The sequence below is a fragment of the Methylobacterium mesophilicum genome (assembly GCF_036441335.1).
Classification (GTDB): domain Bacteria; phylum Pseudomonadota; class Alphaproteobacteria; order Rhizobiales; family Beijerinckiaceae; genus Methylobacterium; species Methylobacterium mesophilicum_B.
Genome location: NZ_MLBW01000016.1, coordinates 161,129 through 172,660, shown reverse-complemented (window position 1 = coordinate 172,660; position 11,532 = coordinate 161,129). Strand labels below are relative to the sequence as shown.

9 protein-coding genes and 1 pseudogene are annotated in these 11,532 nt (G+C 68.3%); 6 read left to right on the top strand and 4 right to left on the bottom strand.

Translation table 11 applies throughout. The features are described from left to right. Nucleotides 1–36 precede the first annotated feature (36 nt). The gene (locus tag MMR14E_RS12565) at nucleotides 37–1,242 is read left to right on the top strand and encodes a hypothetical protein (protein ID WP_331314681.1); all 1,206 of its coding nucleotides are present in this window, start codon (nucleotides 37–39) and stop codon (nucleotides 1,240–1,242) included. 1,161 nt (nucleotides 1,243–2,403) lie between these two features. Here MMR14E_RS12565 and MMR14E_RS12560 read toward each other — a convergent pair. Next, nucleotides 2,404–3,432 carry a hypothetical protein gene (locus MMR14E_RS12560; RefSeq protein ID WP_331314679.1) on the bottom strand — a complete coding sequence of 343 codons (1,029 nt, stop codon included), beginning with the start codon at nucleotides 3,430–3,432 and terminating at the stop codon, nucleotides 2,404–2,406. 951 nt (nucleotides 3,433–4,383) lie between these two features. On the opposite strand from MMR14E_RS12560, the pseudogene MMR14E_RS29245 reads away from it, so the two are divergent. The 4 genes and pseudogenes from MMR14E_RS29245 to MMR14E_RS12535 all read left to right on the top strand — a co-directional run bounded on the left by MMR14E_RS29245 (nucleotide 4,384) and on the right by MMR14E_RS12535 (nucleotide 6,044). After that, a pseudogene (locus MMR14E_RS29245) lies at nucleotides 4,384–5,260 on the top strand (ArdC family protein). A gap of 155 nt (nucleotides 5,261–5,415) precedes the next feature. Further along, the gene (locus MMR14E_RS12545; protein ID WP_331314675.1) at nucleotides 5,416–5,682 is read left to right on the top strand and encodes a hypothetical protein; all 267 of its coding nucleotides are present in this window, start codon (nucleotides 5,416–5,418) and stop codon (nucleotides 5,680–5,682) included. Next, nucleotides 5,679–5,879: a hypothetical protein gene (locus tag MMR14E_RS12540; RefSeq protein ID WP_331314673.1), complete on the top strand. Its 201-nt coding sequence runs from the start codon at nucleotides 5,679–5,681 to the stop codon at nucleotides 5,877–5,879. The genes MMR14E_RS12545 and MMR14E_RS12540 overlap by 4 nt, the downstream gene beginning before the upstream one ends. A gap of 9 nt (nucleotides 5,880–5,888) precedes the next feature. After that, nucleotides 5,889–6,044, top strand: a complete 156-nt coding sequence (locus MMR14E_RS12535) for a hypothetical protein (protein ID WP_331314671.1) — start codon at nucleotides 5,889–5,891, stop codon at nucleotides 6,042–6,044. Between the two features lie 358 nt (nucleotides 6,045–6,402). On the opposite strand, the gene MMR14E_RS12530 is transcribed toward MMR14E_RS12535, so the two are convergent. After that, a complete protein-coding gene (locus MMR14E_RS12530; protein WP_331314669.1) occupies nucleotides 6,403–7,302 on the bottom strand; it encodes an AraC family transcriptional regulator in 900 nt (299 codons plus the stop codon). 96 nt (nucleotides 7,303–7,398) lie between these two features. Here MMR14E_RS12530 and MMR14E_RS12525 point away from each other — a divergent pair, with 96 nt between their 5' ends. Further along, on the top strand, nucleotides 7,399–8,145 hold the full coding sequence (locus tag MMR14E_RS12525; RefSeq protein ID WP_331314667.1) for an SDR family NAD(P)-dependent oxidoreductase: 747 nt from the start codon (nucleotides 7,399–7,401) through the stop codon (nucleotides 8,143–8,145). A 78-nt stretch (nucleotides 8,146–8,223) separates the two neighbouring features. On the opposite strand, the gene MMR14E_RS12520 is transcribed toward MMR14E_RS12525, so the two are convergent. Continuing rightward, complete coding sequence (locus MMR14E_RS12520) at nucleotides 8,224–11,265, bottom strand: PAS domain-containing protein (protein ID WP_331314665.1); 3,042 nt, start codon at nucleotides 11,263–11,265, stop codon at nucleotides 8,224–8,226. Further along, a complete protein-coding gene (locus MMR14E_RS12515) occupies nucleotides 11,249–11,461 on the bottom strand; it encodes a hypothetical protein (RefSeq protein ID WP_331314664.1) in 213 nt (70 codons plus the stop codon). Before MMR14E_RS12515 ends, MMR14E_RS12520 begins: the two co-directional genes overlap by 17 nt. Between the last annotated feature and the right edge of the window lie 71 nt (nucleotides 11,462–11,532).

The window sequence follows — 11,532 nt, the reverse complement described above, 5'->3', positions numbered from 1 at the left end:
GGGCATGGAGCAATCGCGGGCCTCCACGGTATGGGAATGCAAGCGGGCGACCTCGGTGACCTCCACGCCTTCGCAAAGGACGAACTGGAACGGAAGGCCCGAGCGGAGGCCTACTCCGAGGTAGACCCGTTCTCAACGGTGCCCGCGGGACTGCTCTCCTCCGCGGAGATAGAGGATTACATCCGCGTCACTGCAATGTTGGACGAGTTCGACGGCGATTGCCTCAAGAGCGCGTCGTACGAGGTCATGGCCGCCGGAGCATTCATCTACTGGGAGGGTGAGAGGCGGCGCAAGAAGGAGCTGACGGCGAAGGATTGGTACGTAACCCTTCCGGCTAACTCCATCACATTTATCCAGGTGAGGAACTACTTCAGGCTGCCGACATACATTGCGATGAGGTTCAACCTTCGCATCGCGCACGTGCACCGTGGCCTGCTCCTGGGAACCGGGCCGCTGGTGGATCCGGGGTTCCACGGCCGCTTGCTCATCCCACTGCACAACCTCACGTCCTCGGAATACAGGATCGACCTGAAGAAAGCCCTCATATGGGTTGAATTCACCAAGACAACGGCCGGCTATCAAGGGTTTTCCGACGAGGAAAAGAATCTTTTGGTTCCGGGCAAAGACCGCAAGGTCAAGCAATTCCCGCTAAGCAAGCGGGACGTGCAACCGGACGATTATCTATTCCGAGCCAACGGCGGGCGACCGATCCTCAGCTCGATCCCCGAGGCGACCGACAGCGCGAAGAGGGACGCGAAAGTCGCACGCGAAGCCGTGGAGAACCTGCAACGCTGGGCCCGTGGCATCGGCGTGCTGACGGTCCTTGGCGCGGTCGTGGGCATCGCCAGCATCGTGACCGCCACGTGGACAGCGATCCGCACGGTGGACAACGATATCGATAAGGCGAGGACCCTCGTATACGAGGGCAACAAGAAGCTCGACGCGGAGGCGGCCCGGACGGCAACCCTGGAGGCCCTCGCGGCGCGATTGGAAGCGGCCGAGCGCGGCCGCGAAACCCAGGCTGCTCAGGACCGTGCGGTACCAGGTCGAGTCCCGCAGGATCCGCCGCGGGCGGCTGTGGATGTTGAGCGGTCGCTCGCCGAGCTCGATGCACGCCTGCGCGCTGCGGTCTCTCGCATCGATGCGCTGACAGCCTCGCAGGCCGCGGCGACCGTGAGTCCCCCTCGACCGGGTTCTCGACGGCGCACAGGGAACCGAGGCGCTTCACCCCGGCCCAGATAGGGGGCCAGCTTCCATGCGGCTCGGGGTTGTTCCGTGATCAGTCAGGCAAGGGAAGGGCTGCTTTAGCAATGAGGCAGCCGGGCTGCCCAACGGGTGGCTCTCGCGTCCGGTAAGGTTTGTCGGAAAGTCGGCATACCGACCCCGGCACCTACGGCAGGCATGCGAGTGTCATGACTGGGAGGCATGGCACGTCCAAGGGCAGGAACCGGATGGAAGGGCCCCGCGGTAGCCCCCGCCGGAGTAGGGCTCGGCGATTCGTCCCTAACCGGCGGCTCAAGTCCCACGACCAGGTTTCCGCCAACTCCGGCCCTGGCGCCACTTGATTGGTTTTAGGCCCGGGATGCGCCGCCCTACACCAAGGCCGGGTAGCCGCGCGCGACGAGCAAATGCTGAGATTCGGGCCTGCGTCTCGACAGGGAACGAAGGCGGTGACGCCTCTCCCGCCCGATGGTCGTGGTCCCGACCCAAAGACAGCCGAAGGGCAGCATGAAAGCCGGCCTTCACTGCGACCGCCAGTGGTGGGTTGGACCGGCCCGCGCGCTCCAATTAGCAGAAATGGCTTCACTATCGATCAATGGGGACAGCATCGGCAGACGGCGCTCGGGACACGGCCCGTTTCGAGCTTATGCACAGGTTCGCAAGCCGACATGACGATGATGTCCTCTTCCATGCATTGCCGCTCGAAAGCGGAGATCCTGAAAATCACCCTAAGCAGCCCTCCTGCTCCTGACCCTTTGCAGTCCTTCGCAGGGGGTACCAAGCGTCATACTTGACCACTAGCGCGGACTTCGCCGGAACGGTGGGGGGCGAAACGGCAAAAAGGTTACGTATAGTCACAAACCCATCCTCGGCTACTGGGTAACTCACTGCAAGTACATAGTTATTTACGCCCACCTCGACGCCTGTCTGCCCCGTCCCAGACGAGGCAGATGTCGCAGGCGCTCGCACGCGAGCGGTCTTCGCCACAGCACTAAGAAGGCACTCGACACGGTGATGATCGTCATCGCCACTGCCAAGGCCGAGCAGACGGAGAAACGAGAAGGGGGCGCTCGCATCGGCGAGCGCCCCCTTCATTCACCGACCCACTGGACGGCGACCAACTACATCAGTGCGCCAGGCACCCGGATCCAAGCGGGCACGGCCGTTGACCCCAGCGACGCCTTAGATCAGCTCCATCTCCAATCGGAACTCCTCGGGCGGTGGGGGCCGCCGCGGCGGCTCAGGCAGGTAGGACAGCTTTGTCACCCGCATGTTGAACTCCCGCGGGTACAGCCAGCGAACATCGCGCCACCCATCCTCGTACCGCGATATGAACGGAGGGCGCGGCGCCTCAGGTCGCCTGAGGCTCTGCAACTGCTCTTTAAGACTCAACTCCTGCGGCACCACCGGGCGCTTCGGCCGCGGCGGGTTGCGAAGCTCGTCACAGTCCTTCGGTATGCCGATCTCGCGGCGAGCCGGCCCCAGGTTCAAGCACGAGCCGAGGCGCGGCATCATGGTGACCACGCCCGGATCCTGCCAAGGCCACGCGATCAGATCGCCCAACATCACATCGGTACCGGAAGGCGAGTTGTAGTGCCGCCGCACAATCACCCGTGGATCGTAGCCTTTCACCTGATAGTGGAAGCGGTGCCAATGTAGCCAGGGAGTCCGCTTCGCCGGACCAGTGACGCGAATGGCCCGCGGACAGGGCCCATACCCATTCCGATTTGGCCATTCCATCGCCCATCGGCGGAACTCATCCCGATGAGGCGACCGGGCATAGCTCGAAAAGCAAAGATAAACGGCAAGATGGGTATGCAACCCGATCCGCGAGCTATTCTCGTGACTGAAGAAATACACAGTTGGCAGATGCCGCTCGTGCAACCATTCGTTCAAGTGCTTCCGAAATTGCGAAAATATTTCCTGCGCGCCGGCTTCATCTCGGGCGCCGAGCGCACCCCACCATAGGGTTACCGCGGTCTCACAGGTCAGGTCGTGATGAGCGGCAAACGCTGCTGCTGTGTAATGCTCGGCGAACTCCTTCTCCGTGATGAAGGTGGACGTGGTGGGGAGAGCGGAGCGAGCCCGCGACGCACGTTTGGCCCAGAGACGGGACGGCAGTTTTCGTACGAACGTATCAGGACGCTGCGCCTGATACATCTGCTCGTAATCGTAATTAGTGAGCGGGTCCGGCGGCTCATCCCATATCATTCTCAGCTGGTCTCCATAGTGCCCTGTGACAAGGCTAAGATGGAAATCGACGCCAGGCACGGCACCGCCGTGGTAAAGTGCCTCTGACCAAGAATTACTGTCGAGATACTGGCTACGGCAGAACATTGAGCGGGGCTTCAAAGCCATAGAGGAACTCTCGGGTCGGTCACGGCGCGCAGCAGCAAGTCCACCGAGTAGATCGACGGGGGCATCACTGTACGGGCAAAAGCCTGGGCCGGACGAAAGGGAGGAAGACCACGCCCCGTTGTGAAGCACGGTCAAGGACGATCAAGCGCGGCTGAGGCACCGCGACCGTATCCAGAGCGCCTCAGCCTCGCACCACCAATTGCAGTGGGTCAGTTAGCCTTCACCTTGGGCGCTTTACCACCATCGTCAGGCTGTGCATCGACGATCTTGGCGATGATCGCGAGGATGGACGGAGACACAGATTTCGAAGCGCGTCGATGCTGCCGCCGAGACATTTGTGTAGCGTCCAACTGTCGATGAACATCCCGAACCAGTGCGGCGAGTGCAGGGGCACCAGCGGGAGCGGTCGAACCGACGCGCCTCTGCATTTCGACGACAGTCGAGAAGCCAGTTCTTTTAGATGCTTTGTTCACGCAAACCTCCAGCTTGCAGTTGAGGAAGAGTCGTGGCTACCAAACTTCAGCAAGACAGAGCGTAATCGTCACGCCAAATGCGCGGAAGCTCTGATGGGCTGAAGCGAGCGACCGGGTACATCCAAGCAAAATACGCGAAGGTAATTTTGCCGGAGACCGCTCGCCAAACTGGCGAGGCTCCTCTCTCAAGCTTGAGGTCTGGGAACGGGGTTCCCAGACGTCATGAACAGCGGAGGTAAAGCTAGAGAGCCGAAGCTTATCTGGCAACGGGTGCAATGCATATCGCACGCAATTTTCTTCGTGCGGACGTCGTCGCGCTCAGGGAAGCCCTATCATCGCCCACGGACGAGCGGGCATAGAGACCTTCCAACATGCTCAGAGACCCTACAACGCCGGCACCGGCCGGCGCTACCGCGGCATCAACGTTCTCGCCCTATGGTGCGCGGCGCAGGGTAATGACTTCGGCGATGCGCGCTGGGCCACCTACCGACAGTGGGCTGCGCTAGGCGCACAGGTTTGTCGGGCCGCGCGCGCCACCATCGTGCTGTTCTACAAGGAGCCACCCCGCGGGGCCGATGCAGACCCCAGCGATGGCGCGCCCTTCGTCGCCTGCGCCGTCCACGTCTTCAATGCCGCCCAAGGTGATGCCGCCCTGCCGCACGCTGACGCGTTTCAGCCCCGCGCAGCGCCGGACCCGATGCTTACCTTCGACGCATTCGTCACGGCCAGCGGCGCTACGATCCGCCACGGCGGCGTCCGTGCATGCTACGTCCCGGCCACCGACGCGATCCACGTGCCGCCCGGCACCGCCTTCCGTAACCCCGCGAGCAATGCTGGCACGCTCGCGTACGAGCTCGTGCATTGGACCGGCGCGCCACCAGCTCGCCCGCAACCTCGCCGGCCGGTTCTGCGCCCAGGTCTACGCAGTCGAAGAACTCGTGGTCGAGCTCGGTGCCAACTTCGTGCTGGCAAATCTGCGTATCGCACGCACGCCCTATCCGAACCACTCTGCCTACTGCGCTTCATGGGTACCGCTCCTGGGCGCCCACCCACGCACGCTCAGCCACGCCGCTTCGCAGGCGTCGCGCGCCGCCGACTACCTCGCTGCGCTTCGACCCAACAGTTCATTGAAGCTTCGCGAGGGAGGTTGCCGCCCGCTCCACAATCCTGCTACACAGCCCCTGGCTCTGGCCGAGACAAATACCTGAGGCGATTAGCTTTTCCTGACGGCCGGCGACAGGGTTAGTGTCCTGGCGCCCCAGCCAAATTTCGCTTGGAATGCAGGACCTTCGGGACCGGGACCATAAGGACTCACCGGAACGGAAGGTGTTTTTCCGCGGCACAAGAGCCGGCACAGTCCCGAATGGCGAAAGAGATCCCGAGCGTCGGCGACCTCCGCCGAAAGGCCGAGGTGACGGACGAGGAGGTCGGGGCGGCCACGGCCGCCTCTGTGAAGGACAAGGCTGTGAAGCCGTTCGCCTTCACGTCGGGTGACACCATCGACGTCGCCGAGGCTATCGAGATGCACCCGCAGGCGAAGAAGCTGCTCGCCGATGAAGCGACGACACCCGGCCTTCGCCGCACGATGGTGAAGGCCGCCGTCATCATGGGCTTTCCGAGACCGACATGAGCGACGTGCCCGATCAGAAGCGGAAGACGATCACCGACAGCGTGCTGGCTCGCCTGAGCACGTTCGCGCTGGGCGTCGGCCTGTACGAGGGCATCGCCCGGAGCATCGTCGAGAAGGCGGTTGCCGACATGCCGGAAGCCTCCGTCGAGCAGATCGCAGCGGCGGCTCGCATGATGATGCTGTTCATCTCGGGCTGAGAGCGGTCCATGGCCCCGACAGCGACCCTGCTGGCGCATGCGGCGCGGACGGGATGGGCGCACGACCCGACCTGCCCCCGCCAGACCGCGGCCGAGGCGCAGACGGTGGCCATCGTCGACCACGGGGACCAGGTCGAAAAGGTCGGCAGGCCGAGCGCGATCTGACGCCCCTCCGCGTCATCGATCCGTCAACGACGCGGTGTTCCCGCCCGCAGGCGGTGGTCGGCGAACGCGGGCCGGGCGGGATCGTCGCGGAGGCGGACCACCGGACGGTCCGGACGCGACACGCCACCGCCGCAACCGCCATCGCGTCCCGGCCGCGTCAATCCGCGCGTCCCGCCAGCGCCCGCGGGACGTTGAGACGAGCCGGCCAATCCGGCCGCGCGCCCGCTTCCGTGCCGGGCGACCGGGACACGCGTTCGGTCAGGCTCGCGCAGCAGGGGCGGCCGGCGCCTCTCCCCGGCGTGCGCTGGCCCGCGATCGGCGGGGCGGGGCTGTCAGACGCAACTCAGGGCCGCCCGGATCACGGCACCGGCCGCTCGCGGGCGTACCGGATCGGCGGCCGACCGACGTGCCGGGCGAAGGCGACGCTGAACGTGCTCGCCGAGCTGTAGCCGACCCGCTCGGCCACCTCGGCCATCCCGACCGCCTCGCGGCTCAGCAGATCCTTCGCCAGCGCCATCCGCCACGCCAGCAGGTACGCCATCGGCGCGACCCCGACCGCGCGGCGGAAGCGCTCGAAGAACGTGGACCGGGAGAGACCCGCCTCCCGCGCGAGCGCGGCCACCGTCCAGCTCTCCGCGGGTCGATCGTGCATGAGCCGCAGCGCGGCGGCGAGCCGGTCGTCCGCGAGGCCGCGCAGCAATCCCGACGGCGCCGCCGGCCCGGCCGTGGCGCGCAGCGCCTCGATCAGCACGACCTCCACCAGGCGGGCCAGGACCACGTCGCGGCCCGGCCTGTCGGCGCGCGTCTCCTCGTTCACGAGGTCGAGCAGGGTGGTCAGCCGCGCCGCCCCGCGAACGTGCACGTACCGGGGCAGCAGCGACACGAGCAGGTCCGCGTCGCTCGACGCGAAGAGGCAGTGACCCACGAGCATCCGGACATTCGACGGTCCCTCGGCGTCGCCGAGTCGGACCACGCCGGGGCTCACCTCGACGGGAGACAGCGCGGCACCCCGCGGCGGCTCGAGGCTGGTGGTGGTGAACGCGCGTGCCGCAGGGATGAGGACGAAGTCGCCCTCCCGGAGCACGATCCCGGCCTCGCCGTCGACCGCGAGACGGCACCCGCCCTCGAGCACGGCGGCGTAGAACGGGCGCCCGGAATCTGAGCGCCGCACCGTCCAGGGACCGGATCCGGTGACGAGCTTGGACAGCGGGGCACTCGGCCGGAGCAGGCCGACCACCTGGGTGAGCGGATCGGGCATTCTCGGACGCTCGCCAATGCGAACCGGACTTGCGCACGTATCGGGTCCGGCCCGAGCTCCCTATCACCCCGCTGCCCCTTCCGCACGGGAGTTCCCATGAACACGATCCTGATCACCGGCTGCTCGTCCGGCTTCGGCCTGGAGACGGCCCGCACGTTCCTCGCGCGGGGCTGGCGCGTGGTCGCCACGATGCGCAGGCCGCGGAGCGACCTGCTGCCGCCGTCCGACCGTCTCGACCTGCTGCCGCTGGACGTGACCGATCGCGACAGCATCGCCCGCGCGGTCGCGGCGGCCGGAGCGGTCGACGTCCTGGTCAACAACGCCGGCGTCGGGCTCCTGAACGCGCTGGAGGGCGTCCCGATCGAGGCCGCGCGCGAGGTGTTCGAGACGAACACCCTCGGCACCATCGCGATGACCCGGGCCGTGCTGCCGCACTTCCGGGCGCGCCGTTCGGGCGTCGTCGTCAACGTCACGTCGAGCGTGACGCAGCGCCCGCTGCATCTGCTGTCGGTCTACACGGCGAGCAAGGCGGCGGTGAACGCCTTCACCGAGTCCCTGGCGCTGGAGCTCGAACCGTTCGGCATCCGCGCCCGGCTGGTCATTCCCGGCCGCGCCCCGGAGACCGCGTTCGGCGCCAACGCGCGCGCGCGCATGGGCCTGGACATCCCCGAGGCCTACGCGGCGGTGGCCGCGCAGGTCTTCGCCGGCTTCCAGCAGCCGGGCGAGGCCCTGACCCGGCCCTCGGACGTGGCGGAGGCGGTGTGGCGCGCGGCGACGGACCCGTCGTGCCCAATGCGCCTGGCCGCCGGCGCCGACGCGGTGGCGTGGGCCAGGGCGGGATGAGGGGAGGCGGGCTGGGGGCGGCGGCGAACCGCCCCGGTCCCGGGCCGGGGTCCGGGATCCCGAGGCGGGAGCCCGGCTTCAGGACGGATCGGCGAGCGCGCCGGCCTTCCGGCGCAGGCCCAGGGCCTGATGCAGGATGCGGCTGAGCTGCTCGGCCGAGTACGGCTTGTGCAGCAACGTGAAGTCGTGGGTGTCCGACTGCGCGAGCACGTGGCTGTAGCCGGAGGTCAGCACCACGGGCACCTGCGGCGCGCGCCTCCGGAGCTCCTGCGCGAGCGCGACGCCGCCCATGCCGGGCATCACCACGTCCGAGAAGACCAGGTCGAACCGGTTCCCCGCCCGGCCGAGCTCCTCCAGCGCGTCCTCGGCGGTGGACGCCAAGGTCGGCCGGTAGCCCAGATCCTCCAGGATCTGCGTCGCGAACTGGCCGACGCCGACATTGTCCTCCACGACCAGGACGCGCTGCCCGCTCCCGAGCGGTGCGAGGTCCGCATCCTGCAGGCGGTCACCGGCGGGCCGCTCCTCGGACCGCACCTCCGGCAGGTAGAGCGTGAACGCGGTGCCCGCACCGAGGGTGCTGCGCACGTCGACGTCGCCGCCCGACTGCTTGGCGAAGCCGAAGACCTGGGACAGGCCGAGGCCGGTGCCCTTGCCCACCGCCTTGGTGGTGAAGAACGGCTCGAAGATCCGCCCGATCTGCTCGAGCGGGATGCCCGTGCCGGTGTCGATCAGCGACACGGCCGCGAAGGGCCTCCGCGAGCCGGCATGGCCGCGGATGGCCGGCAGGGCCGCGCCGCAGGTCACGCGCAGGATCAGCGTGCCTTCCCCGTCCATGGCGTCGCGGGCGTTGACCGCCATGTTGACGAGCGCGGTCTCGAACTGGCTCACATCCGCCCGGACCAGGCAGGTCGCCTCCGGCACCTCGGTCACGACCTGCACCCGCGCGCCGGTCAGCGTGTCGAGCATGTCGGCGATCGCCCGCACCCTCTGGCCGACGTCGAACACCTCGGGCTTGAGGGCCTGCCGGCGGGCGAAGGCCAGCAGCTGGCCCGTCAGCTTCGCGGCCCGCTCCACGGTCTCGGAGACCGCGTCGAGGTAGCGGCGCTTGCGGATCTCCGGCAGGTCGGGCCGCCGCAGGAAGTCGACGGACGAGCGGATGATGGTCAGCAGGTTGTTGAAGTCGTGGGCGACGCCGCCGGTGAGCTGGCCGACCGCCTCCAGCTTCTGGGACTGGCGCAGCGCCTCCTGCGCCTGGGCCAGCTCGGCCTGGTCGCGCAGCCGCTCGGTGACGTCCACGACGAACTGGTAGCAGCCCGTGCGCTCGCCCCGCGCGTCGCGCAGGGTGCGGAAGCTGATCTCGTAGGAGGGGCGCGCCCGCTCCGCGTCGCCGAACGCCTCGACCAGGGTGAACTCCTCGCCGGCGAGCCCGCGCCCCCATGCCGCCCGCACCTGCGCCTGGTGCTCCGGCTGGTCGGCCAGCAGGTCGATCATGTTGTCGCCCACCCGCGGCGTCACGCCGTAGATGCGCGCGAACTCGTCCGCATTGGCCTTGTTGATCGCCAGGATGTTGTAGTCGAGATCGGCCGCCATCACCATGATGTCGGTTCTCTCGACGATCGTGGCGAAGAGATTGCGCTCCGCGGTGCGCTCGGAGACCTGCAGCTCCAGGGTCTCGTTCAGGTCCTGGAGGCGGCGCTCGCTCTCGGCCAGGCGCTGCTCGGCCTCCTTGCGCCGGCTCAGGTCGACCGTGACGATCAGGAGGCTCTTGAGCCTGCCGTCGGCGTCGTCGAGGCGCCGGATGCTGCTGCTGGCCCAGATCGCGCTGCCGTCCGGACGGAGATACCGCTTGTCGAGGGCGACGCTGCGGTCGGTCCCGAGGGCCTGCGCCAGGGCGGCCGCGCTCGGCGACCGGTCCGCGGGATCGGTGACGTCGGCGATGCCGAGCCGCAGCAGCGCCTCGGCCGGGCGTCCGAGGATGCGGCACAGTTCGGTGTTCACCCGCAGGAAGCGCCCCGCGGCATCCACCTCGGACAGGCCGACCGAGGCGCCGGCGAAGATCGCCGCCAGGTGCTCCTCGCTCTTGCGCAGGGCCGCCTCGGCGCGGGCGCGCTCGATCGCCGCCTTCACGCGCTCGCCGACCTCGCGGATCAGGTTGCCCTCGGCGGTGCTCCAGGCGCGCGGCACCGCGCTCTGCACCGCCAGCAGGCTCACCCATTCCGCGCCGCGGAACAGCACGACGTCGACGAAGGCCGCCACCTCGCGGGACCCGAGGCCGGCGCGCGCCGCGTCGCTGAACCGGGGATCCGCCGCCACGTCCTCGACCGCGACCACGGTCCCGTCGCGGTAGGCGGCCAGCAGGTCCGGGCCGAACGCCGCCAGGGAATGCTCCCCCACGATCGAGCCGACGCCCCGGACGTATTCCCGCTCGACCTTCATCAGGCTGCCGCAGATCTCGGCGTAGAAGACGCGGCTCGCGCCGACGCGCTCGCCGAGGCGCCGGGAAGCCACCTCGACGATCTCCGCCGGCGCGGTCAGCGGGCGCAGCCTGTCGCTGAGATCGAGCAGGAAGGATTGCCGCTCCTCGTCGTCCCGGCGCGACGCCTCCGTCTCGCCCGGGCGGCACGCGGCGGGCCCCGGGCCGGGGAGCGCCGTGCAGGTCCCGACGAGGCCGGCGACGGTCCCGGCCGTGTCCCGGACGGGCACCAGCGAGAGGGACAGGCGCGCCGCGTCGGCGCCGTCGCCTCCGTGGAGGACGTGCTCGCCCTCCGCCGTGTGGACCGGCCGCCCGGCATAGGCCCTGTCCACCAGAGGCGAGAGGCCGGCTCCGATCGCGTCCCAGACCGCGAGGTAGTCACGGCCGAGGGCGGCGGGATGCCGGTCGCCGAGGATCCGCGCGTAGCGATCGTTGTACAGGAGCCGCCGCTCCGGGCCCCAGAGGATGAACATCGGCTGGTTCGCGCCGACCATGACCCCGACGAGGGTCGTCAGGGATTCGGGCCAGGCGAACGGCGCTCCGAGGGGCGTGCTGTCCCAGTCGTGCGCGTGCAGGAGCACGCCCATCGCGCCGCCATCGGCGAGGAAGGCCGGGGCGCGGATCGGGGCGTCAGATCTCCCGTGCATGGCGTCCGGACGCGGCTTCGAAGGGCATCGGGGGATCCTCGGGCGACGGGGTCGGATGCCGGCCCCGCCCGATCGGCCGGGGGGCCGGCCGCGTTGCGGCGCGCGCCAGCGAGGCATCGAACGACGGGGTCTCGGCGAACATCCACCCGGCCCGTTCGATCGTCGGGGCGGCATCGCGCATCTGGTCGCCCGGCATGCCAGACCGGTCCCACGAGACGCCGAGCTTGTCAAAGCCAGGATGGCGCCCGCGCGGCCGGCTCGCAGGAT